Annotated in this window: 21 protein-coding genes; 15 read left to right on the forward strand and 6 right to left on the reverse strand. The window is 66.2% G+C overall.

The window, feature by feature from the left end; genetic code table 11:
* The first annotated feature begins 4 nt into the window (after nucleotides 1-4).
* The 3 genes from JVX90_RS01600 (at nucleotide 5) to purM (ending at nucleotide 3,270) form a co-directional block, all read left to right on the forward strand.
* Complete coding sequence (locus JVX90_RS01600; RefSeq protein ID WP_205330740.1) at nucleotides 5-403, forward strand: sterol carrier family protein; 399 nt, start codon at nucleotides 5-7, stop codon at nucleotides 401-403.
* 87 nt (nucleotides 404-490) lie between these two features.
* The gene (gene purF, locus JVX90_RS01605; RefSeq protein ID WP_205330741.1) at nucleotides 491-2,059 is read left to right on the forward strand and encodes an amidophosphoribosyltransferase; all 1,569 of its coding nucleotides are present in this window, start codon (nucleotides 491-493) and stop codon (nucleotides 2,057-2,059) included.
* A gap of 119 nt (nucleotides 2,060-2,178) precedes the next feature.
* Nucleotides 2,179-3,270, forward strand: coding sequence for a phosphoribosylformylglycinamidine cyclo-ligase (purM, locus tag JVX90_RS01610; protein WP_205330742.1), 1,092 nt, complete (start codon nucleotides 2,179-2,181; stop codon nucleotides 3,268-3,270).
* Between the two features lie 318 nt (nucleotides 3,271-3,588).
* On the opposite strand, the gene JVX90_RS01615 is transcribed toward purM, so the two are convergent.
* The gene (locus JVX90_RS01615) at nucleotides 3,589-3,774 is read right to left on the reverse strand and encodes a DUF3073 domain-containing protein (protein WP_205330743.1); all 186 of its coding nucleotides are present in this window, start codon (nucleotides 3,772-3,774) and stop codon (nucleotides 3,589-3,591) included.
* A 162-nt stretch (nucleotides 3,775-3,936) separates the two neighbouring features.
* Nucleotides 3,937-5,118 carry a folate-binding protein YgfZ gene (locus tag JVX90_RS01620; protein ID WP_205330744.1) on the reverse strand — a complete coding sequence of 394 codons (1,182 nt, stop codon included), beginning with the start codon at nucleotides 5,116-5,118 and terminating at the stop codon, nucleotides 3,937-3,939.
* A gap of 23 nt (nucleotides 5,119-5,141) precedes the next feature.
* Here JVX90_RS01620 and JVX90_RS01625 point away from each other — a divergent pair, with 23 nt between their 5' ends.
* The 6 genes from JVX90_RS01625 (at nucleotide 5,142) to JVX90_RS01650 (ending at nucleotide 12,758) form a co-directional block, all read left to right on the forward strand.
* Nucleotides 5,142-5,987: an aminodeoxychorismate lyase gene (locus JVX90_RS01625; protein WP_240194010.1), complete on the forward strand. Its 846-nt coding sequence runs from the start codon at nucleotides 5,142-5,144 to the stop codon at nucleotides 5,985-5,987.
* Nucleotides 5,988-6,142: 155 nt separating this feature from the next.
* The gene (locus tag JVX90_RS01630; protein ID WP_205330746.1) at nucleotides 6,143-7,702 is read left to right on the forward strand and encodes a cytochrome ubiquinol oxidase subunit I; all 1,560 of its coding nucleotides are present in this window, start codon (nucleotides 6,143-6,145) and stop codon (nucleotides 7,700-7,702) included.
* 14 nt (nucleotides 7,703-7,716) lie between these two features.
* The gene (gene cydB / locus JVX90_RS01635) at nucleotides 7,717-8,745 is read left to right on the forward strand and encodes a cytochrome d ubiquinol oxidase subunit II (RefSeq protein WP_205330747.1); all 1,029 of its coding nucleotides are present in this window, start codon (nucleotides 7,717-7,719) and stop codon (nucleotides 8,743-8,745) included.
* Nucleotides 8,742-10,451, forward strand: coding sequence for a thiol reductant ABC exporter subunit CydD (gene cydD / locus JVX90_RS01640; protein ID WP_240194011.1), 1,710 nt, complete (start codon nucleotides 8,742-8,744; stop codon nucleotides 10,449-10,451). Before cydB ends, cydD begins: the two co-directional genes overlap by 4 nt.
* Nucleotides 10,451-12,112 carry a thiol reductant ABC exporter subunit CydC gene (gene cydC, locus JVX90_RS01645; RefSeq protein WP_205332229.1) on the forward strand — a complete coding sequence of 554 codons (1,662 nt, stop codon included), beginning with the start codon at nucleotides 10,451-10,453 and terminating at the stop codon, nucleotides 12,110-12,112. The genes cydD and cydC overlap by 1 nt, the downstream gene beginning before the upstream one ends.
* 157 nt (nucleotides 12,113-12,269) lie before the next feature.
* A complete protein-coding gene (locus tag JVX90_RS01650) occupies nucleotides 12,270-12,758 on the forward strand; it encodes a ferritin (RefSeq protein ID WP_008378684.1) in 489 nt (162 codons plus the stop codon).
* 59 nt (nucleotides 12,759-12,817) lie between these two features.
* On the opposite strand, the gene JVX90_RS01655 is transcribed toward JVX90_RS01650, so the two are convergent.
* The 4 genes from JVX90_RS01655 to JVX90_RS01670 all read right to left on the reverse strand — a co-directional run bounded on the left by JVX90_RS01655 (nucleotide 12,818) and on the right by JVX90_RS01670 (nucleotide 16,112).
* A complete protein-coding gene (locus JVX90_RS01655) occupies nucleotides 12,818-13,435 on the reverse strand; it encodes an FABP family protein (RefSeq protein WP_205330748.1) in 618 nt (205 codons plus the stop codon).
* A gap of 368 nt (nucleotides 13,436-13,803) precedes the next feature.
* Nucleotides 13,804-14,109 (reverse strand): DUF1416 domain-containing protein, encoded by a 306-nt coding sequence (locus tag JVX90_RS01660; RefSeq protein WP_008378688.1) that lies wholly within the window; start codon nucleotides 14,107-14,109, stop codon nucleotides 13,804-13,806.
* Nucleotides 14,110-14,151: 42 nt separating this feature from the next.
* A complete protein-coding gene (locus tag JVX90_RS01665) occupies nucleotides 14,152-14,979 on the reverse strand; it encodes a sulfurtransferase (RefSeq protein WP_008378690.1) in 828 nt (275 codons plus the stop codon).
* 233 nt (nucleotides 14,980-15,212) lie between these two features.
* Entirely contained in the window at nucleotides 15,213-16,112 is a 900-nt protein-coding gene (locus tag JVX90_RS01670) for a DUF2993 domain-containing protein (RefSeq protein ID WP_205330749.1), read from the reverse strand.
* 89 nt (nucleotides 16,113-16,201) lie between these two features.
* Here JVX90_RS01670 and JVX90_RS01675 point away from each other — a divergent pair, with 89 nt between their 5' ends.
* The 6 genes from JVX90_RS01675 (at nucleotide 16,202) to pstB (ending at nucleotide 22,039) form a co-directional block, all read left to right on the forward strand.
* On the forward strand, nucleotides 16,202-16,903 hold the full coding sequence (locus tag JVX90_RS01675; RefSeq protein WP_205330750.1) for a response regulator transcription factor: 702 nt from the start codon (nucleotides 16,202-16,204) through the stop codon (nucleotides 16,901-16,903).
* Between the two features lie 125 nt (nucleotides 16,904-17,028).
* On the forward strand, nucleotides 17,029-17,886 hold the full coding sequence (gene mshD / locus JVX90_RS01680; RefSeq protein WP_205330751.1) for a mycothiol synthase: 858 nt from the start codon (nucleotides 17,029-17,031) through the stop codon (nucleotides 17,884-17,886).
* 346 nt (nucleotides 17,887-18,232) lie between these two features.
* Complete coding sequence (gene pstS / locus JVX90_RS01685; protein ID WP_205330752.1) at nucleotides 18,233-19,306, forward strand: phosphate ABC transporter substrate-binding protein PstS; 1,074 nt, start codon at nucleotides 18,233-18,235, stop codon at nucleotides 19,304-19,306.
* A 2-nt stretch (nucleotides 19,307-19,308) separates the two neighbouring features.
* Nucleotides 19,309-20,361 (forward strand): phosphate ABC transporter permease subunit PstC, encoded by a 1,053-nt coding sequence (gene pstC / locus JVX90_RS01690; protein ID WP_205330753.1) that lies wholly within the window; start codon nucleotides 19,309-19,311, stop codon nucleotides 20,359-20,361.
* A gap of 1 nt (nucleotide 20,362) precedes the next feature.
* Nucleotides 20,363-21,259 (forward strand): phosphate ABC transporter permease PstA, encoded by an 897-nt coding sequence (pstA, locus tag JVX90_RS01695; RefSeq protein WP_205330754.1) that lies wholly within the window; start codon nucleotides 20,363-20,365, stop codon nucleotides 21,257-21,259.
* 3 nt (nucleotides 21,260-21,262) lie between these two features.
* Entirely contained in the window at nucleotides 21,263-22,039 is a 777-nt protein-coding gene (gene pstB, locus JVX90_RS01700) for a phosphate ABC transporter ATP-binding protein PstB (RefSeq protein WP_008378701.1), read from the forward strand.
* Nucleotides 22,040-22,093 lie beyond the last annotated feature (54 nt).

Raw genomic sequence — 22,093 nt, forward strand, 5'->3', positions numbered from 1 at the left:
GACCATGGGGCCGAGGGACAAGGTCGACGCAGCGCAGACCAGGGCCGCGGTGCTCGCCGTCGCAGACTGGTTGCGCGACGGGACGCTCCCGACTCCACCGCGTCCCGCGCTCGCCGCGGCCGTGCGCACCACCGCGCGGACAGTTGCACAGGACGCGCCGGGCAACTCCGTTGAGCTCCGGGTGCCGCCATTCGTCGCGGTGCAGTGCATCGAAGGCGTCCGCCATACCCGGGGGACACCGCCGAACGTCATCGAGACCACTCCCCGCGCCTGGCTGCTCCTGGCGACCGGACTCGCTCGGTTCGACGACGCCGTGGAGACCCACGAGGTGAGCGTGTCTGGGCATCGGGCAAGCGATGTCGCGGCGTTCCTGCCCGTCGTCCCGCTCAAGCCGCAGGTGTGACGTTCTCGGCTGAACTTCTGTGGAACACCGGGTGGCAGGTACCCTTGGGAAACGCCCGTCCAGCCCACGAAACCGGAGCGTCGCATCGTGACTGACCTGTCGATTCATTCTCGCAACCTGCTGGATTCGCAGCAGCCTGACGACGTCTCCGAGAACGAACCCCGCGAGGAATGCGGAGTGTTCGGTGTCTGGGCGCCGGGCGAGGACGTCGCAAAGCTCACCTACTACGGCCTGTACGCACTGCAGCATCGTGGGCAAGAAGCAGCAGGCATCGCCGTCGGCGACGGCTCGCAGGTTCTTGTGTTCAAAGACCTCGGACTCGTCAGCCAGGTGTTCGACGAGCAGACGCTCGCATCCATGATCGGCCACGTGGCCGTCGGACACTGCCGCTACTCGACCACCGGCTCGACTACCTGGGAGAACTCGCAGCCGATCTTCCGGCACACCGATGCGGGCAGCGGCGTTGCGCTCGGCCACAACGGCAACCTCGTCAACACGGCGGAGCTCGCGGCGCGTGCTCGTGATCTCGGCCTGTACGGCCCGACCGATCGTTCCGCTGCATCGTCCGACTCCGACGTCGTCGGTGCGCTGCTTGCGCACGGCGCGGCGGACAAGACGCTCGAGCAGGCGGCCGTCGAACTGCTACCGACGCTCAAGGGCGCGTTCTGCCTCACCTTCCAGGACGAGACCACGCTGTACGCGGCACGCGACCCGCACGGCATCCGTCCGCTGTCCCTCGGACGCCTCGACCGCGGTTGGGTCGTTGCTTCGGAGACCGCTGCCTTCGACATCGTCGGCGCGTCGTTCGTCCGCGACATCGAGCCCGGCGAGCTCCTCGCCATCGACAACAACGGTGTCCGCAGCACTCGCTTCGCGGAGGCCACGCCCAAGCTGTGCGTGTTCGAGCACGTTTACCTGGCTCGTCCGGACAGTGTGATCCACGGCCGCTCCGTGCACTCCGCACGCGTCGACATCGGCCGCCGTCTCGCCCGAGAACAACCCGCCGTCGGCGATCTCGTGATTCCCGTCCCGGAGTCGGGTACTCCGGCAGCCGTCGGTTTCGCGCAGGAGTCCGGGATCCCATACGGCCAGGGCCTGATGAAGAACGCCTATGTGGGACGCACCTTCATCCAGCCGTCGCAGACCATCCGTCAGCTCGGAATCCGGCTCAAGCTGAATCCGCTCCGCGAAGTGATCCGCGGACGGCGTCTGGTGGTCGTCGACGACTCCATCGTCCGCGGCAACACCCAGCGAGCCCTCATCCGCATGCTCCGTGAGGCCGGCGCCGCGGAGGTGCACGTCCGCATCGCATCCGCACCGGTCCGCTGGCCCTGCTTCTACGGAATCGACTTCGCGTCGCCCGCCGAGCTGATCGCCAACGGCATGGAGTCGGAGGAGCACATGGTCGACGGTGTCCGCCAGGCGATCGGCGCCGACAGCCTCGGCTACATCAGCGTCGACGAGATGATCGCAGCGACCGGCGAGGAGCGCTCCAACCTCTGCGCGGCCTGCTTCGACGGCAAGTACCCGATAGAACTGCCCGGCGAGACGGCGATGGGCAAGGCGGTCCTCGAAACGATGATGTCGAGCGATGCCACCCCCGCAGATCCGCTGATCGCGCAGAACGACAACGTCAGCGCCGTCATGCGGCCGTGACCGCAGTCGGTCGCGACAAGAGATTCCACCGAGCACTCGGGTAGCGTGAGTGCGATGAGCACGGCGGACGGCCCTCACGGCCGGCGTCGAAGAACACGATGTGTAGGAGAAGTACGACGATGACGGACGGGTCTGCCGCCAACCAGGCATCCGGGGGCGGTGCGTCGTACGCGGCCGCCGGTGTGGACATCGATGCAGGTGAGCGCGCAGTCGAGCTGTTCCTGCCGCACGCGAAGCGAGCTACCCGACCCGAGGTCCTCGGCGGGCTCGGCGGATTCGCGGGCCTGTTCTCACTGAAGGGCGACTACCGCGAGCCGGTTCTCGCCGCGTCGAGCGACGGCGTCGGCACCAAGCTGGCAGTCGCACAGGCGATGGGCATCCACCACACCGTGGGCCGTGACCTTGTCGCCATGGTCGTCGACGACCTCGTCGTCTGCGGCGCCGAACCGCTGTTTCTCCAGGATTACATCGCCGTCGGCAAGGTGATCCCGGAGATGGTCGCCGACATCGTCAAGGGCATCGCCGACGGTTGTGTCGACGCGGGCTGCGCACTCCTGGGCGGCGAGACAGCCGAACATCCGGGTGTCATGGAAGACGGCCACTACGACATCTCCGCGACTGGCGTCGGTGTTGTCGAAGCTGACAACATCCTCGGCCCCGACCGCGTGCGTCCCGGGGACGTCGTGATCGCGATGGGCTCGTCGGGCCTGCACTCGAACGGCTACTCGCTCGCCCGCAACGTGCTCCTCGAACTCGGTCACCTCGACCTCGAAGGTCACGTCGAAGAGTTCGGTCGCACCCTCGGTGAAGAACTCCTGGAGCCGACCCGCATCTACGCGAAGGACTGCCTGGCGCTTGCCGCAGAAGCCGATGTCCGCACGTTCGCGCACATCACCGGCGGCGGCCTCGCCGACAACCTCGGGCGAGTGCTCCCCGTTGGACTCGAGGCGGTCCTCGAACGCAACTCGTGGACGCCCGCCCCGATCTTCTCGATGATTGCTCAGCGCGGCCGCGTCGAGCGCCTCGAGATGGAGCGCACGTTCAACATGGGCGTCGGGATGGTCGCAATCGTCGCACCCGAAGACACCGACCGGGCACAGGCGGTTCTCACCGCTCGCCACGTCGACAACTGGGTGCTCGGATCGATCACTCGCGGCACCGACGGCGCTGCAGGCCGCGCCGAGCTCGTCGGCGACCACGCACGCTTCTGACCGGTCCGCCCTCAAGACGCTTCGACTCGCTCTGCCCGCTCAACGAGCAGTAAACGCTACTGCCCGTTGAGCGAGCGTGTTGTTTTCTGCTTGTTGAGTCAGGCGTGCGCCCTTACCGCTCGCTCAACGAGCAGGTGGCGAGGAGTGGGCTTGACATACACGAGAGCGGGCCCGGTCAGGATCGACCGGGCCCGCTCTCGTATGCATGACTGTTCCGTTCAGCACTCACCAGGGGCCGTTCGGGCGCGCGGAAACGAGAATTCTCATCGCGTCAGAAGGCGTGGAACGAGGTGAGGGGAGGAGTCGAGTGTGCGCGCCTCAGGCGCGGTGCCACTCGTCTTCGCTGTTCCGGGAGTCGTCGTCCGACCAAGTGTCGGTCACGTACGACTGCCCTTCACCGTTGGACAACTCGCGCTGCAAGCTGTCGAAGTCGGTGTTCGGAGCAGAGTACTTCAGCTGTCGAGCAACCTTCGTCTGCTTTGCCTTAGCCCGGCCGCGGCCCATATGGGACCCCCTCGCACAATGACGGGGCGGCCAACGTGGTGGCGGCCCCGTTCTATTCGTTAGTAATTCTCGTACCAGCAGTCTAGCGCGTGCTGACGACAAAAGCTCCTCAGCCCCGGGCGTGGAGTGGCGAGAGACGTCACACCTGGGCCGAGAGCGAGGTCAGGACCGCCCGCGGAGACGATCCTGTGCCGCACGACCTGCCGGAACGGCGTCGTCTGGCACAAAGAGGTCGTCGTCGATACGGGCCGCAGTTCCGACCTCCGGAGCGCCTGCGACCAGGTCGGCGTCAACCGGGACCGCGCGTTTGACCAGAGCGAGTGCGATCGGGCCGAGCTCGTAGTGATCGATCACGGTGCCTATGCGTCCGACGCTGCGTCCACCGACGGACACCGGGTCGCCGGTCGCGGGCCGTGCGTCGGTGGCGCCGTCGAGATGCAGAAGCACAAGACGGCGAGGTGCCCGTCCGATGTTCGCGACGCGTGAGACCGTCTCCTGGCCGCGGTAGCAGCCTTTCTCCAGATGGACGGCGCCCTGTTGGTCGGGCCCGCCGATCCAGTCGGCTTCATGCGGGATCGTTCGATCATCGGTGTCGATGCCGAGCCGAGCGCGCCCGGCGGCCACCCGAAGCGCGTCGTACGTCCACATGCCTGCTGGCTGTGCACCCGCGCCGGTGATCTCCGTCCACCACGCCGCGAGGTCGTCTCGCGGCACCACGACATCGACGACGGGTGTGGTGCGTCCTTCACCGATCGGTGGCATCACGCGCCAGAATCCGAGCGGCTCCTCGTCGTGGTGCCGCTCGGGAAGGTCGCCTGCCGCATAGACGTCGGCGTCGGACGGGATCTCGAGGAGTTCCGCGACGGCACCCGTGCGCGCCGCCGGGCCGATCAGCGTCAGGACCGCCATGTCGGCACGTGCTGCGGGCGTGACCTGCGCCCAGAACACCATCTTCGTGAGGAAGTCGGCGAGCGCGGCGCCGCGGAACTGCTCGGTGTCGACCCACGTGACGTCGTTGATGTCGGTGATGACGAAATGGTCCTCGACGCGGCCGTTCAGGTCGAGGGACAGATTCTCGGCACTGCGTCGGTCGGGGAGTGCCGACACGTGCTGCGAGGAGATCGTGTGCAGCCATGTGAGTCGCTCGGGGCCGGCGAGTTCGATGACGCTCCGATCGCTGCGATCGACCACGACCACCCCGCGTGATGCTGAGCGCTGCTCGCCGAGCGGGTCGCCGTAGTGCCAGGCGACACCGGGACTGAGGTCCCCGTCCGGTGTGGGGACCGCGTCGACGGACGCGGCCAGAATCGCAGAGCTCACCGGTCGAGAAGAATCCGCAGACATGACGTCAGTCTACGGTGGTGGATGTGATCGTGGTTGACGCCGAGGGCCGGGTGCGAGACGCGGACGTTCCGCTGCTGTTCGCGGACGATCTCGCTGCTTTGAGGGGCGACGGCGTCTTCGAGACGATTCTCATCAGAGATCGATCCTCTCGCCTGGTCGACGAGCATCTGAGTCGTCTGCACGACGGGGCTCGGGCCCTCGACCTGCCCGCGCCCGACACCGACGGGCTGCGTCGAGCGATCACTGTGGCCGAGCGTGAATGGGCGTCGCCCGATGACGCGTGCCTGCGCATTCTGTACTCGCGTGGGCGAGAGTCGGGTGGGCCGCCGACCTGCTACCTCACGGTGACCCCGGTCCCGGAGCGCTCGGCGACGGCCCGGCGTGACGGCGTGCGGGTCACCCTTCTGCCGCGTGGCGTCGAACCGTCGACGGAACAGCCGTGGGAGCTCGCGGGCGCCAAGGCGCTCAGCTACGCACGGAACATGGCTGCGCTGCGTCATGCGCAGCGCTACGGGTTCGACGACGCGATCTACGTCTCCGCCGACGGGCTGATCCTCGAGAGCCCGCGGGCTTCGGTCGTCGCCGTTGTTGATGGATCGCTGACGACGCCGCCGCGCGACGAGGGCATTCTGCCCGGCACCACGCAGAAGGCGCTCTACCGGGTGGCTGCAACCGCGGGCGTGTCGATTCGCGAGGCCCGGATGACACCGTCCGATCTTCTGTCGGCGGACGGCGTCTGGCTGCTGTCGTCGTTGACGCTCGCCGCGCGGGTCACATCGGTCGACTGCACGCCTCTGCCTGCGCCGTCTGCGGCGGCTCCCGATGTGCCGAATCTGGTGTCACGGGCCATCTCCGAGCGGATGATGTGACTGTGGGTACAGGACGGACGACCTGGTAGGGCAGGGTCTTTCGTCTCCTGCGTCACGATGGTCTTGTATTCCACAGGATCGCTACTACGCTCTGTAGTAACGCTCCGGAACAGAACTCAACGACGAGTTCGGGACAACACGATTGTGAGGCGAGCGTGAATGTCGTAGACATCTCCAGGTGGCAGTTCGGAATCACGACGGTCTACCACTTCATCCTGGTGCCGCTGACGATCGGACTGGCGCCGCTCATCGCGGTGATGCAGACCGTGTGGCATGTGACCGGCAACGAGCAGTGGCTGCGGGCCACCAAATTCTTCGCGAAGATCTTCCTCATCAACTTCGCGCTCGGCGTCGCGACGGGCATCGTTCAGGAGTTCCAGTTCGGCATGAACTGGAGCGAGTACAGCCGGTACGTGGCCGACGTCTTCGGCGCGCCGCTCGCCATGGAAGGCCTCGTGGCGTTCTTCCTGGAGTCGACGTTCATCGGACTCTGGATGTTCGGCTGGGGCAGACTGCCACGTCGGATTCACCTCGCCTGCATCTGGCTTGTCGCGATCGGCGTCAACGCGTCGGCCTACTTCATCATCGCCGCCAACTCGTGGATGCAGCATCCGGTCGGCGTTGAATGGGATGCGGTCCGCGGACGTCCGCAGATGACGAACTTCGTCGCGCTGATCACCAACAACACAACACTCGTCGCCTTCCCGCACGTCATCGCGGGCGCGTTCTTGACGGCGGCGACGCTCGTCGCGATCGTCGGCATCTGGTGGATGGCGCGCAACACCGTCCGCGCCCGCAAACTCGACGAGGCGATCGCGTCCGGTGATCACTCCGATGTGCCCGAGACCTCGTCGCCGAGCCAGGTCGACCGCACTCCGGAACAACTGCGTCACGACAACGCGACGCTGTGGAGACCGGTCACCCGGATGGCGCTGTGGGTGACGATCGCCGCCGGCGCTGCACTGTTCATCACGGGTGACATGCAGGGCCAGCTGATGTTCAAACAGCAGCCGATGAAGATGGCAGCCGCCGAATCGCTGTGTGAGACGGAGACCGGCGCGTCGTTCTCGGTGCTGAGCATCGGTAGGCAGAACAACTGCGACTCGATCGAGCACGTCATCGCCATCCCCAACATGCTCTCGTTCCTCTCCGACCACACCTTCGACAGTGAGGTCAAGGGCGTCAACGAGTTGCAGGAGATGTACCGCGAGAAGCTGAACATGCCTAACCAGAACTTCGCGCCGAACCTGTTCGTCACGTACTGGAGTTTCCGCGCGATGATCACCTGGGCCCTCGGTTCCGTGGTGGTGGCGCTCGGCGGCCTCTGGTTCCTCCGCAAGGGTCGGAGCGAGGTGCCTCAGAAGTTCGGTCGCCTCGCCCTCTGGATGCTTCCGACTCCGTTCCTGGCGAACGCCTCGGGCTGGATATTCACCGAGATGGGTCGACAACCATGGGTCGTGGTGCCCAACTGGGCAGACGCGGACGGCGACCCGCTGCGGATCCACATGCTCGTCCAAGACGGCGTCTCCAACCACACACCGCCGATGGTGTGGACCACCTTGATCGGATTCACCCTGCTCTACGGCGCTCTCGGCGTCGTGTGGTTCTACCTGGAACGCAAGTACGTCATCGCCGGGCCGAGCGACAAGGACGGCCAAGCGCCGGACGTCGGAGCAGACGACGACTCCGACAAACCCCTGTCGTTCGCGTACTGAGGAGGCTGAGAGAAATGACTCTGGAACACTTCTGGTTCGCGACGATCGCGGTCCTGTTCGTCATGTACTTCGTCCTCGAAGGCTTCGACTTCGGCGTGGGCATGCTGCTGCCGTTCCTCGGCCGATCGGCGGAGCCCGACGGTGACAAGCGCCGTCGACTCCTCTTGAACACGATCGGGCCGGTGTGGGACGCCAACGAGGTGTGGCTGCTGACCGGCGGCGGCGCGATGTTCGCGGCGTTCGGCGGGTGGTACGCGACGATGTTCTCCGCGTTCTATTTCCCGCTGTTCCTGATCCTGATCGGGTTGATCGTGCGTGTGGTCGCCATCGAATGGCGAGGCAAGATCAACAACCCGCGCTGGCGCGCGTGGTGCGACGTCGGCATCGGTGTCGGTTCGTGGGTTCCCGCGATTCTCTGGGGTGTCGCGTTCGCGAACGTCGTCCGCGGACTGCCGATCGATGCAGACCACCAGTACACGGGCGGCTTCTTCAACCTGCTCAACCCATACGCGCTGCTCGGCGGCGCCACGACATTGCTCGCCTTCCTCACCCACGGCGCGCTGTTCATCGGGCTCAAGACGAGCGGCGTGGTGCGCGACGAAGCGCAGACTCTCGCGTGGCGTCTGTCGATCCCGACGGCGGCGGTCGCCGCAGGCTTCCTGCTGTGGACGCAGATCGCCTACGGCAAGCCGTGGACATGGGTGATCGTCGCTGTTGCGGCCCTCGCCGCAGTGGTGCTCGTCGTGGCGGCTTACGCCCGACGCGAAGGCATTGCGTTCGCCGCGACATCGGTGGCGATCATCGGCACCGTGTCGATGCTGTTCAGCGTGCTGTTCCCGAACGTCCTGCCGTCGACCACCGACGCCGCGTTCAACCTCACGATCGAGAACACGTCGTCGAGCCACTACACACTCGTCATCATGACGTGGGCCGCAGGCTTCATGACCCCGGTCGTGATCGCATACCAGGCGTGGAGTTACTGGGTGTTCCGCAAACGACTCTCCGTCGACCAGATCCCGCCGTCCGTCGGGCTCCCTCTGTGACAATCCGCTCGACGAGCAGAGACGGGCGCGGTGAGGCTCCGTTCGATCGGCGACTCCTGACGTACTCGCCGTCGGCGCGCAGGTACACGATCGCACTCGCGCTGTTCGCGATCGTCGACGTGATCGCGGTGATCGCGGGGGCCGTCGCGATCGCGGGTCTGCTGTCCGACCTGGTGACCGATCCGTCGGAACGGTCGTTCGGCGCGCAGGGGATGCACCTCGCGGTGCTCGTCGGCGCCTTCGCGACCCGCGCCGCGACGACGTTCCTACGCGACAGGTACGCCCACCGTGCCGCGCTGCAGACGATCGCCGAACTCCGATCGGCGGCCGTCGACGCGCTGACCGACCCCACGCGCACATCCCCGCACCGGTTGGCGGCCGAGCGCGACCGGGCGTCGACGGTGCTTCTGCGCGGACTCGACGCTCTCGTCGACTACCTGGCCGACTACGTTCCGGCGCTGCTGTCGACAGTGGTCATCACACCTCTGGTGATCGCGGTGGTCTGGTGGGCCGACTGGCCGTCTGCGGTGATCATCATCGTCACAATGCCGCTGATCCCGCTGTTCATGGTGTTGATCGGCATGCTGACCCGTGACCGCACGCGCCGCAAGCTCGACGCGATGAGCGCGCAGAGCGCTCAGCTCCTCGACCTGCTGACCGGCCTGCCGACATTGAAGGCGCTCGGGCGTGCGAACGGCCCGGCGGCGCGTGTCGAGACGCTCGGCGCGAACCTGACCCGCAGCACGATGTCGTCGCTGCGCATCGCGTTCCTGTCGGGTGCTGTCCTTGAACTCCTCGCGACCCTGTGTGTCGCTCTCGTCGCCGTCGGGATCGGTCTGCGTCTCGTGTTCGGTGACATGAGCCTGTACGCGGGCGTTCTGGCTTTGGTCCTGGCACCGGAGGCGTACCTGCCGCTCCGTCGGATCGGCGCCGCGTTCCACGCCGCAGAAGACGGCAAGGAAGCCTCCCGCGAAGTGCTCGCGCTCCTGTCATCCGCGGCCGATGCGGCTCCGGTCGCTCGCAGAGACCGCACCGTCGCGGCACCGCTCACCATCACCCTGGACGATCTTGGAGTGCGCGGACGAGACGGGTGGACGCCGCGACATCTCACAGCGACCCTCGGACCAGGTCAGGTGACCGTCCTGACCGGTGCCAACGGCGCCGGAAAATCGACAGTGCTGGCGGCCGTCCTCGGCCTCGAGAAGGCGGAGGAGGGCTGTGTCCGAATCAACGGCGTTGAGGTCGGCATCCTCGATCTCGACGACTTCCATACGCACGTCGCGTGGTTGCCGCAGAACCCGGTGATCGAACCGGGGACGGTCGCCGACAACCTTGCGCTCTTCGGCGACCTCGATCCGGAACTCGTCGCTGAGGTCTCACATGCGGTGGCCTTCGACTCGGTGGTCGCGGAACTTCCCGCCGGACTCGAAACGACCATCGGCGCGGGAGGCAGTGGGATCTCGGCAGGTCAGCGGCAGCGTCTCGCGCTGGTCCGGACTCTTGCGTCGAATGCGCCGCTGCTCCTGCTGGACGAACCGACAGCACACCTCGACGACGAGACCGCCTCTCGCGTGATGACCACGATCTGTCGACGCGCGGCTGCGGGAGCGACTGTGATACTCGTATCGCATCGGGTCGATGATCTCGACGCGAACGTGGGTCGAGGGGACGTCGTGGACGTGGCAGGCGAGGCTGTGGTCCGATGATGCGCAGCGACCCGCTACTGCGGGCGTTCGACTTCGTCGGCCTGCGTCGGCGTTCCTTGGCGGCATCGGTCGGCCTGGGCGCCGGCGGCGCGTTGTCGGCGCTCGGACTGGCCGCGCTGTCAGCGTGGCTGATCACCAGGGCATGGCAGATGCCGCCCGTCTTGTACCTTTCGGTCGCGGTGACCGCGGTCCGGGCGCTGGGCATCTCGCGGGCGCTGTTCCGCTACCTCGAGCGCTTGGCGTCGCACCGCGTCGCGCTGGACGCGATGGCGTCCGCCCGCAGTCGCGTGTACCGCGCTCTTGCAGGCGGATCAGGAGTCGGCGCGCGACGATCCGAGCTGCTCGCGCGGACGGCCGACGACGTCGACGAGATCGGCGACGCCGTGGTGCGCGGCGTGGTCCCGATGGCGGTCGGCGCCGTGACGGGACTGGCCGCAGTTGTGATCATGGCCGTCGTGTCGCCGCTGTCGGCAGTTGTGCTGGCCGGTGCGCTGTTGATCAGCGGAGTCCTCGCGCCGTGGTGGGCGGCGCGGGCATCGGTGGCCGTGATCACCGACGGTGCCGCAGCCAGGCAGCGGACAGGCCACGCGGTGACCAATGCGCTGTGGCACGGTCCGGAGCTTGTGGTGGCGCGCCGACGCAGAGTTGTCCTCCAGCGACTCCGCGACGCCGAGAACGATCACGCGCACGCTGTCGATGCGGGTATGGCTCGGCAGGCCCTCGCCGCGTCGATGACACCCGTGGCGATGCTCGTCAGCGTTGTCGCGGCAGCGGTGATCGCAGTCGACCTCGCATCGGGGCTGAGCGGCTCGCTCGCCAGTGCGTCGTCGTCCGACGGAGTGATCACGCCGATGCTGTTCGGCGTCCTGGTCCTGCTGCCGCTGTCGGCGTTCGAGACGACCGGGCCGCTGACCGACGCCGCGATCGCCTGGCAGCGTGGCCGCCAGGCGGCCGCGCGCGTCATGGCATTGGTCGACGACGCAGGCTCGGTACTCGACCTCGACAGGCGTTCGGACCCGGTGTTCAGCGCCGCCCCGCAGTCCGTGACTGTTCGCGGGTTGCAATGGGGACACGATCGCCCACTCGGTCCAGCGGGCGGCATCGACCTCGATCTCGCACCGGGTGCGCGGATGCTCGTCGTCGGACGCAGTGGCGCAGGCAAGTCGACGTTGGCCGCGACCATTGCCGGCCAACTGCGTCCTCTTGCCGGCTCGGTCAGTTCAGAACCGGCGCCCCTGCAATGCAGCGTGGCCTACTTCGCCGAAGAAGGCCACCTCTTCTCGACGTCGCTGCGCGAGAACCTCCGCGTGGCCCGCGGAGACGCCACCGACGACGACTTCGCTGACGCACTCACCGCGGTCGGGTTGGGGGACTGGCTCGCAGCGCTGCCCGACGGGCTCGACACGGATCTGGGAGGCGGCGGCTCCGCTCTCAGCGGCGGTCAGCGACGACGGATCCTGCTCGCCCGTGCCGTCCTTCATCCGGCGCGGGTTGTTGTTCTCGACGAGCCGACCGAGCATGTGGACTCGGACGACGCACCTGCGCTGCTGCGCCGGATTCTTGATGCCGATGGTCTGTTCGGATCAGAGCGGACGGTCATTGTCGTCACCCATCAGAATGTCGAGGAATTCAATGTTCTCGTCGTTTCCGTTGGTATGTAGCCTTCCCTTTCTCTTCTGAAGTTAGGCTCAGCTTTGCCCAGGTAGGAGGCATTTAGGCATGCCGAACCTCGCTGGAATCATTCCAGAAAATGGCTATTCTGGAATGAGTCAGAAGCCGCAAGGAATCGTCCCGCCAGCGAAAGGTAAGGCAATCCAAATGAAGATGAGCGAAGAGCTGGAAGTCGAATTCGCCAAGCAGATCACACGCGAATACGAGTCGTCGTTCCTGTACCGACAGCTTGCGATCGAGGTGGAACTCCGCGACCTGCCCGGCATGGCGTCGTGGCTGCGCGCGCAGTCGGCCGAAGAGCTGACTCATGCCGACCGTCTGATCAAGCACCTCACCGACCGTGACAATCATCCGGTGATCGGTGACATCAGCATCCCGTCCATCAAGGTGGAAGAGGTCGCCGACGTCTTCGAGATCGCACTCGAGGCCGAACGCGCCGTCTCCGAGGGGATCCGGAACCTCTACATCCAGGCCGAAGCCGAGCACGACCTCGATTCGCGGCCCACGATCGACTGGTTCATCTCCGAGCAGGTGGAAGAGGAAGCGACCGTCAGCGAGATCCTCGGCCGTCTGCGCCTGGTCCACGGCGACGGATCGGGCCTCCTGCGCATCGACGCGGAGCTCTCCGCCGCCTGAGTAACAAAACAGCGTCGGCACTCCCGTGGAGTGCCGACGCTGTCTTTTGTTCCTAGAAGTCAGCCGATGACGCGACGGAGTTTCGCGGACAGACGCGGGGTGAGTTCACCGTCGGCGTCGACGCGCTCCTCGACATATGCGAGGTCACCGTCGGGAACGAGGCCGTAGAGACGCTTCGCGCCGCCGGTGTGCACACCGGTCTCTGTGCGGAGCGTGACGTCGGTGGTGAGGTTCCAGGACGTCTGTGTCAGCGGACGACCGTAGAACAGCTCGATGACACCTTCGGCGTGAGTGAGCAGCAGTTCGATCTCGTCGTCTTCGCTGATCCGCCAGAAACCGGACTCGCGCTGGTCGGGTTGCACGTATGCGCCGTCGTCGTCGACGACCCATGAGCGCGACTGCCAGACGAGGTAGTTACCGCCGTCATGAGTGACGGTGATCTGCTGGCCGAACTGGTAGTCGTCGCCTGTCAGGGGGTTGTGGCCTTCGCCTTCCCCCTCCCAGACGCCGACCAGCGGCAGCAGTGCGAGGAGCCCCGCATGAAGATCGGGGCCTTCGCGCAGATTGGCGGTGTCGATCGGGAGCGGAAGGTCGCCGATCGTGGGCACATTGAGGGATGCGGTCTCCTGGGCGCGCTGCTCGGCGTCGGAGATCGCTTCATTGCCCGAACGGGTCATGACTCGTCGTTCACCAGTCGGTAGACCGTGTAGAGCGCGAACCACACGATGAGGAGCGACGCCAGACCCAGGAGGATTTCGAAGAAGAGGACCACGCCTCGACTTTACCTCGCCAGGGCGGGCGTCGATAACTCTGCTCGGGCGAGTGGCTGATAGATCACACCTTTCGACCCGCACGCCCCACTGCTCCTTGAGCGAGCGGAGCGAGTCGAAAGGCCTGGACGACGAACCCAGCCCGCCCGCGGGATTGCTCGGGGGGCGGACCTTTCGACTCGCAAGCTCGCTCAAGGAGCAGTGGGGCGGGGCGCAGACGACGAAACCCCGGCCCGCTCGAAGCGGACCGGAGTTCCGGCGAAAGACGTTGTCGTTTACTTGGCGACGACCACGTCGTGGTTGTGGACTCCGGGTCCTTCCGGCGAGACGGCGATGTCACCGTTGCCCTGTGCGCTGAGCGCGCGAAGGGTCCAGTTGCCGGGGGCGGCGAAGAAGCGGAAGTCGCCGGTGGCCGAGGCCACGACCTCAGCCGTGAACTCGCCCGTGCCGTCGAGCAGACGCACGAACGCGCCGGCGACCGGGTTGCCCGAACCGTCGAGCACCTGGCCCGTCAGCACGGTCTCCTTCTCGACGTCGACGCCTGCGGGAAGGGTCTGTCCCTGCTTGGGTGCACCACACATGATGAAAGTTCCTCTCAGAAAAGTCTCGCCGAAAGAGGCGAATCAGAGCTCGATCGGGGCGCCGACCAGCGAGCCGTACTCGACCCAGCTGCCGTCGTAGTTCTTGACGTTGGTCTTGCCGAGCAGCTCCTGCAGAACGAACCAGGTGTGGCTCGAGCGCTCGCCGATGCGGCAGTACGCGATGGTGTTCTTCGAGTCGTCGAAGCCCTTCTCGGCGTACAGGGCGTTGAGGTCCTCGTCCGACTTGAAGGTGCCGTCCTCGTTCGCGGTGGTCGACCACGGGATGTTGATGGCGCCGGGGACGTGGCCGCGCTGCTGAGCCTGCTCCTGCGGGAGATGTGCGGGCGCGGCGATCTTGCCTGCGAACTCGTCAGGGCTGCGAACGTCGACCAGGTTCACCGAACCGATCGAGTCGATGACCTCGTCGCGGAAGGCGCGGATCGAGGTGTCGGCGGCCTGTGCGGTGTACGTCGTGGCCTCACGGGTGACGGTGTCCGAGCTCAGCTCGCGACCGTCGAGCTCCCACTTCTTGCGGCCGCCGTCGAGCAGGCGGACGTCCTTGTGGCCGTAGATCTTGAAGTACCAGTACGCGTAGGCGGCGAACCAGTTGTTGTTGCCGCCGTAGAGGACGACGGTGTCGTCGTTGGCGACGCCGCGCTCGGACAGGAGCGCACCGAACTGCTCGGCGTTCAGGAAGTCGCGACGCAGGCCGTCCTGCAGATCCTTCTTCCAGTCCAGGCGGATGGCGCCCGGGATGTGGTTCAGGTCGTAGATCGAGGTGTCCTCGTCGACCTCGACGAAGACGACCTTGTCGGTGTTCAGATTCTGCTCAGCCCAATCGGCGCTGACCAGGACGTCGGAGCGTGCCATGTGTGTTCCTTTCACAGGGAGACGTATGCGACACCGACGACGGATGTCGGGCGCATGCCAGGGTGGAGAAGTGCCGAAATGCCGGGATCGCCGACGCGGCGGAAGGGAGAGTGCCGTTCAGACGGCTAGAGACAGCAACAGTTGGCGGTTCGACACAAGTCGATCGCCAGGCGGCGGGTGAGCATCAGCTCACTGCGGTGTTGCATGGCCACGACCCTACAACACGGGTTCGCTCAGGCGGCCGACGGAATGCGGGCGAAGTCTCTCACGACAAGTGTGCTTCGGCCGGCGTCGCCGATGACGACAAGATCACTTCCCCTGCTCAGGGACCTGTTCGGGACCACGTTCCACGCAGTCGGCAGAGATGGGAGCACCACGGAGAAGCGCTTCAGAACGTGTGCGTAAAACTCTTCCGGGACGTCCGCTGAGTAGTGCTCTTCCGGACCGTCGTAGATCCCGGTGGCCTCGATGTGGACACGACCGCCTGCGACGAAGGTGCGCGCCGAGACGCTGATCTTGACCTTCGGGAACGTGTATCCGCTGGCCGACGGCGGGAATCGGCCGTCGTACTCCGGTGAGCCGGGGAGCGGGACCGTGCCGCTGAGCATGATGCCGTCGGTCCGTTCGAGGAGCCCGTCGCCCGGGCCGCCCGCACCGACCTTGCCGTCGGGGGCCGGCGTATTGATGTACAGGTCCGTGATCCCCATCAGACGGCCGAGATTGACCGAGTCGATGCGAGTCTCGGTTGTCACCTGTTGGACTGTGATCGAGGTGTCGGCACCGAGCTCCCAGATGTTCCCGAGATCGGGCTCGGTGAGGCGGGCGTCGAGGGTTGCACGGGACGTGCCGCGACTCCCGCCGTCCAGGACGACTCCGCGTGCGCTGATCGTGACCTGTGGGAATCGGCCGGACGACGCCTTCGCCAGGAACGGGAACCCGCCGATCGTGACTTCGGGTTCGAACTCGACACCGGCCGACGACTCCAATGCGCGGGCGAAACGATGTTCCGCGCGAGACGCGGTGACATTATCGACAATAAAGCCTGTGACCAGCAGAATCACGACCGCGACGGCCAACCATGCGAGTGCCCGCAGAGGGCGTTTCGGCAGGTGGATTCGGGTTGTCGCGGCCATCGGGTCTATTCTGTCATCACACCTTCACCGAGCTGCGACCAGCGTCGATCGACAGTTCACAAGAGGCCACGACGAGATCGGAGTGGTTAGTGGACCTGTTGTTGTTGACGTCGGAGGCGTCCCCGGACGCCGTCCTCGAGTCACTCACCCTGTTGCCGCACGACGTGCGTCTGGCGCCTGCCGACACGTCGTCGTTGGTGAACGCCGCCGAGTCGGACCTGGTTCTGGTCGATTCGCGTGCCGATCTCGCCGCGGCCCGAAGCTTGTGCCGGCTCCTCGATTCGACCGGCGCGCGCGTGGTCGCGGTCGTCGGCGAGGGCAGTCTTGTCGCGGTCAATCCGGATTGGGGGATCGACGACTTCCTCCTGCCCGGTACCGGCCCGGCCGAACTGGACGCTCGGCTGCGGCTGATCTCGTCGCGCGGAGTGGAGATCGAACCGGAGCAGTCCGACAAAGTGACTCTCGGTGAACTCGTCATCGACGAGAACACCTACACCGCACGTCTGCGCGGCAAGCCGATCGACCTCACGTACAAGGAGTTCGAACTCCTCAAGTACCTGGCGCAGAACGCGGGCCGTGTCTTCACTCGCGCCCAGTTGCTGCAGGAGGTGTGGGGTTACGACTTCTTCGGCGGCACCCGCACGGTCGACGTCCACGTCCGCCGCCTGCGAGCCAAACTAGGGTCCGACCACGAATCGCTGATCGGCACCGTGCGCAACGTCGGCTACAAGGCCGTCAAGCCCTCCGGCGCGCGCGCCGCCGACGAATCGGGTGCGGGCGAGCCCGACTAAACGAAACTCACGACGTGGCAGGAAAGTAACACCGGGGTGCGTTTCGTACGCCGCCCGTACGTGACTTTTGCGGCGCAGCGGCTCGTCGAGCGCAGGCGAGGCGTCGGCGACTACGCTCGGAACGCATGACAGACATCCGAATCGTGCGTGGACATCTCGCCCCTGATGACGTCGAGCACGCGCTCGCCGCGAACGCAGCGGCCGAGCAGACTGACGGGATCGATGCTCTCAGCGAGCAGCACCGGCATGCGGTGCGCGGTGAAGGTGTGCACGTCTTGACAGCTGGTGGCTACGGCAACGTGATCGGTCCGATGGCCGAGGCCGTCGTGCACCCCGAACACCGAGGTTTCGGGCAGGGGCGTGCCCTGGTCTCGGCTCTTCTCGACGTGGCTTCCGACGCCGGCGACGACGCTCAGATATGGGCGCACGGTGATCTGCCCGCCGCGGCGTGCGTAGCCGAGGCTCTCGGGCTGAGCCGCGAGCGTGAACTGCTGCAACTGCGACGTCGCACGTCCCAGGTGCTGCCCGAACTGCAGAGCCGTGACGACATCGTGGTTCGCACGTACCGCGAGACCGACGACGCCGAGATCCTCCGCGTCAACAACGCGGCCTTCGACTGGCACCCGGAACAGGGCGGCTGGACGCAGGATCAGATCACCGAGCGCACGACGTCGGACTGGTTCGACCCGGCCGGAGTGTTCCTCGCGTTCGATCCGAGCGATCCCGACCGGCTGCTCGGCTTCCATTGGACGAAGGTCGACAAGCCCGGGCTCGGCGAGGTGTACATCGTCGGAGTCGACCCGGCCGCCCAGGGCCGCGGCCTCGGCCGCCTGCTGACCCTCGCCGGGTTGCACTACCTGGAGGGGCGGGGCGTCGACGAGGTGGAACTGTACGTGGAGGGCGACAACACCGCAGCACTCCACACGTACGACCGACTCGGGTTCCGTCGGTACCGCGCCGACATCACCTACCGTCGCCTGTAGCAGACCACCGGCTCGTTGACGCGGGCGCGACGCCGCTGCTCGTTTGACGGGGGCGCGACCTCCACTGCTCGTTTGACGGGGCGCGACCCCCACTGCTCGTTTGACGGGGCGCGACCCCCACTGCTCGTTGAGCGAGCGGAGCGAGTCGAAGCGACGGGCCGACTGTCGACCCACTGCTACTCGGGCGCCAGGAGCGGGGCCAGCGAGTTCGTCTGGACGACACCTGATGTTCGTCGTCCGGATCCGACTGTTCGGAATTCGGCCACCGACGCGTCGCCGAAACCTAACCGGGCGTCGATAGCTTCGCTTCGTTACCCCGAAGCAAATCGAAAGGCCATCGACTCCCATGAGCGTCAACCCCAAGCTCGTTCGCAGCGCCGGTGCCGCGGCCGCCACCGTCGTGGCGGCATCCCTCGTCCTCACCGCGTGCGGCGGTTCCGATTCGGACGCCGGGTCCATCACCGGTGAAGGCTCCACCGCGCAGCAGAAGGCGATGACCACGTTCGCCGACGTCCTCACCGACAACGGTGGCGTCAACCTCGATTACACCGGCTCCGGCTCGGGCGCAGGCGTGAAGAAGTTCATCGCAGGCGACGTCGACTTCGCAGGCTCCGACTCGGCTCTCAAGGACGACGAGATCGCCCAGGCGAAGGCCCGCTGCGGCGGCAAGGACGCATGGCACATCCCGCTCGTCGCGGGCCCTGTCGCCGTCGCCTTCAACGTCCCCGGTGTCGACAACCTGACTCTCAACGCCTCCACCCTCGCGAAGATCTTCGACTCGAAGATCACCTCGTGGGACGACGTCGCGATCAAGGCTCTCAACCCGGGCGTCGCACTGCCCGCCACGAAGATCATCCCGGTCCACCGCAGCGACAGCTCGGGCACCACCGACAACTTCACCAAGTTCCTCAACGCGAACGTTCCCGCCGACTGGCCGTACGAGCCCAGCAAGGAATGGGCGGGCAAGGGTGGCTCGGGCGCTGCCAAGTCGACCGGAGTCGGCGACACCGTGAAGAAGACCGAGGGCTCGGTCACCTACGTCGAGTGGGGCTTCGCGAAGGAGAATGATCTGGGCATCGCCAAGGTCGACTTCGGCAAGGGTGCGACCGAACTGACCGCGGAGACCGCAGGCAAGGCGCTCGACCTGGCGAAGTTCAAGACCCCGGGTTCCAAGGACCTCGTCGTCGACACCAAGGCGCTCTACAAGACTCAGGAAGCCGGCGCCTACCCGCTGGTCCTGACCACGTACGAGATCGTCTGCTCGACCGGCGGCTACTCCGACTCGAAGGTCTCCGAGAGCCTCAAGACGGCGTTCACCACGATCCTCGAGAAGGGCCAGGACAAGCTGGCTGACGAGGGCTACGTGCCGCTGCCCGCAGCGTTCCAGACCACCTTGCGTGGGACGATCGACGCGCTGTGACGATGTCTGACACCGCCGCCGTCGATTCCGTGAAGAACGGGGATTCGACAGCGTCCGAGGCGGGGCGGGTTGCCGGTGGGCAGCCCGCCCCGCCTTCGGGGCGTCGGGACTCCTCCGCGCCCTCGGGCTCGGCGGTGTCTCGAACCGGGGACCGCGTCATGCGGACCCTCGCCACCGGATCGGGCCTGCTCGTCTCCGCCGTCATCGGCCTGATCGCACTGTTCCTGCTGCTGCAGGCGATCCCGGCGCTCGCCAAGAACACCGAGAACTTCTTCACCTTCGAGGGCACCTGGGTGGTGTCCGGTGACGATCTGAAGTTCGGCATCCCGCAGCAGTTCTACGCCACCGCGCTCGTGTCCGTGATCGCACTCGCGATCGCGATGCCCGTTGCGCTCGGCATCGCTCTGTTCATCACCGAGTACGCGCCCAAACGCGTTGCAGGTCCGATCGCGTTCACGGTCGACCTCCTCGCCGCCGTCCCGTCGATCGTCTACGGTCTCTGGGGCATCCTGGTGCTCGGCCCGGCGATGGTCGGCCCCAACCAGTGGCTCGTCGACAATCTCGGCTTCCTGCCGTTCTTCCAGCAGCCGCAGAACGCGGCGAACATGTCGACCGGCGGCACGATGCTGACCGCGGGCATCGTCCTCGCCGTCATGATCCTGCCCGTCATCACCGCTGTGACGCGTGAAGTGTTCGCGCAGACCCCGCACGGGCACCGTGAAGCCGCGCTCGCGCTCGGCGCCAGCCAGTGGGAGGTGGTCCGCTTCGCGGTCCTGCCGTTCGGGTTCTCCGGCTACATCTCGGGCGCGATGCTCGGTCTCGGCCGTGCACTCGGCGAGACGATGGCGTTGCTCCTCATCATGTCGACGGCAGGACCCATCGACTTCAACGTCATGGAGAGCGGTCAGACGTTCGCCACGATCATCGCGAACAATGCCGCCGAGTTCGACAATCCGCTGAAGACCGGCGCCTACATCTCGGCGGGCCTGGTGCTGTTCGCCCTCACCTTCATCGTGAACGCGGCGGCGCGCGCGGTGATCGCTCGGAAGGCGTGACATGGAACTGACGAAGACGAAAGAACCCGTCGCACCCCGCCCGGCGTTGCCGGGTGCGATGTCCACGCGCCGCAAGGTGACCGACCAGACGGCGCGGGTGGCCGTCACGCTGTCGGTGCTGCTCGCCGTCCTGCCACTCGGCTGGCTCGTGTGGACCCTGGTGTCCCGCGGCATCGGCCCGATCGTCGACATCGACTGGTGGACGAAGTCCGAACGCTACGGCGGAGCATCGAACGCCCTGGTCGGAACCCTGATCCAGACAGCGCTCGCTGCCGTCGTCGCGGTGCCGGTCGGAGTGCTCGTCGCGATCTACCTCGTTGAGTACAGCTCAAGGAAGAGCCTCCTCTCGCGGGTCACGACTTTCATGGTGGACGTCCTCGCCGGCGTCCCGTCGATCGTCGCGGCGCTGTTCGTGTACGCCGTCTGGCGGACGACGCTCGGGCTGCCCCGCTCGGGCCTCGTCGTCGCCTTGGCACTTGTGCTGCTGATGGTTCCGCTGGTGGTGCGTGCCACGGAGGAGATGCTGAAGATCGTTCCGCAGGATCTCCGCGAGGCCGCGTACGCGCTCGGCGTGCCCAAGTGGAAGACGATTCTCCGGGTGGTGCTGCCGACGGCGATGTCGGGCATCATCACCGGCGTCATGCTGGCGGTGGCCCGCGTGATCGGCGAATCGGCACCGGTGCTCATCCTGATGGGCGCCACTCGCGTGATGAACGTGAATCCCTTTGCAGGGGACCAGCAGTCGCTGCCCCTGATGATGCTGCAGAACTACAACAAGGGCCCGAGCGGCTACGAGACGGTGTGGGGAGCGGCGCTCACCCTGGTGATCGCCGTGGCGGTCGTCTACATCCTCGCTCGTGTGCTGTCCACATTCACCGGCCCCAAGACAGGACGCTGACCCATGGCCAAGAGCCTGACCATCGAAGACCTGAACGTCTACTACGGCGATTTCCATGCCGTCCAGAACGTGTCGCTCAAGATCAAGCCGAAGTCGGTGACGGCGTTCATCGGCCCGTCCGGCTGCGGCAAATCGACGGTTCTGCGGACCCTCAACCGCATGCACGAGGTGACGCCCGGTGCCTACACCACCGGGTCGGTGAAGCTCGACGATCTCGACCTGTACGGCAAGGGCGTCGACCCGGTCGGTGTCCGTACCACTGTCGGCATGGTGTTCCAGCGAGCCAATCCGTTCCCGACGATGTCGATCCGCGACAACGTCGTCGCCGGACTCAAGCTCGGCGGAGTCCGTGACAAGGCGAAGCTCGACGAGGTGGCCGAGGCCAGCCTGCGCGGCGCCAACCTGTGGAACGAGGTGAAGGACCGCCTGGACAAGCCGGGCGGCGGACTGTCCGGCGGACAGCAGCAGCGTCTGTGCATCGCACGCGCGATCGCAGTCTCTCCGCAGGTGCTCCTGATGGACGAGCCGTGCTCGGCCCTCGACCCGATCTCCACGCTCGCCATCGAAGACCTGGTGTCGGAGCTGAAGAACGACTACACGATCGTCATCGTCACACACAACATGCAGCAAGCCGCGCGTGTCAGCGACCAGACGGCGTTCTTCAACCTGTCCGGCGCCGGCAAGCCCGGTGAGCTCGTCGAGGTCGGCGCCACCGAGAAGGTGTTCTCCAATCCCGACCGCAAAGAGACCGAAGACTACATCTCCGGCCGCTTCGGCTAGCGAGCCCGCTCACGTACTGAGGCCCGGCACGATGTGCCGGGCCTCAATTCGTTT

Origin of the sequence: Gordonia sp. PDNC005 (genome assembly GCF_016919385.1) — a bacterium.
Taxonomy (GTDB): domain Bacteria; phylum Actinomycetota; class Actinomycetes; order Mycobacteriales; family Mycobacteriaceae; genus Gordonia.

Bases quoted from the DNA above. Each gene is read 5' to 3' on its own strand.
- JVX90_RS01600 (WP_205330740.1), top strand. From the start codon at position 5: ATGGGGCCGAGGGACAAGGTCGACGCAGCGCAGACCAGGGCCGCGGTG.
- purM (WP_205330742.1), top strand. From the start codon at position 2,179: ATGACGGACGGGTCTGCCGCCAACCAGGCATCCGGGGGCGGTGCGTCG.
- JVX90_RS01615 (WP_205330743.1), bottom strand. From the start codon at position 3,774: ATGGGCCGCGGCCGGGCTAAGGCAAAGCAGACGAAGGTTGCTCGACAG.
- JVX90_RS01620 (WP_205330744.1), bottom strand. From the start codon at position 5,118: ATGTCTGCGGATTCTTCTCGACCGGTGAGCTCTGCGATTCTGGCCGCG.
- cydB (WP_205330747.1), top strand. From the start codon at position 7,717: ATGACTCTGGAACACTTCTGGTTCGCGACGATCGCGGTCCTGTTCGTC.
- cydC (WP_205332229.1), top strand. From the start codon at position 10,451: ATGCGCAGCGACCCGCTACTGCGGGCGTTCGACTTCGTCGGCCTGCGT.
- JVX90_RS01650 (WP_008378684.1), top strand. From the start codon at position 12,270: ATGAAGATGAGCGAAGAGCTGGAAGTCGAATTCGCCAAGCAGATCACA.
- JVX90_RS01655 (WP_205330748.1), bottom strand. From the start codon at position 13,435: ATGACCCGTTCGGGCAATGAAGCGATCTCCGACGCCGAGCAGCGCGCC.
- JVX90_RS01660 (WP_008378688.1), bottom strand. From the start codon at position 14,109: ATGTGTGGTGCACCCAAGCAGGGACAGACCCTTCCCGCAGGCGTCGAC.
- JVX90_RS01665 (WP_008378690.1), bottom strand. From the start codon at position 14,979: ATGGCACGCTCCGACGTCCTGGTCAGCGCCGATTGGGCTGAGCAGAAT.
- JVX90_RS01670 (WP_205330749.1), bottom strand. From the start codon at position 16,112: ATGGCCGCGACAACCCGAATCCACCTGCCGAAACGCCCTCTGCGGGCA.
- mshD (WP_205330751.1), top strand. From the start codon at position 17,029: ATGACAGACATCCGAATCGTGCGTGGACATCTCGCCCCTGATGACGTC.
- pstS (WP_205330752.1), top strand. From the start codon at position 18,233: ATGAGCGTCAACCCCAAGCTCGTTCGCAGCGCCGGTGCCGCGGCCGCC.
- pstC (WP_205330753.1), top strand. From the start codon at position 19,309: ATGTCTGACACCGCCGCCGTCGATTCCGTGAAGAACGGGGATTCGACA.
- pstA (WP_205330754.1), top strand. From the start codon at position 20,363: ATGGAACTGACGAAGACGAAAGAACCCGTCGCACCCCGCCCGGCGTTG.
- pstB (WP_008378701.1), top strand. From the start codon at position 21,263: ATGGCCAAGAGCCTGACCATCGAAGACCTGAACGTCTACTACGGCGAT.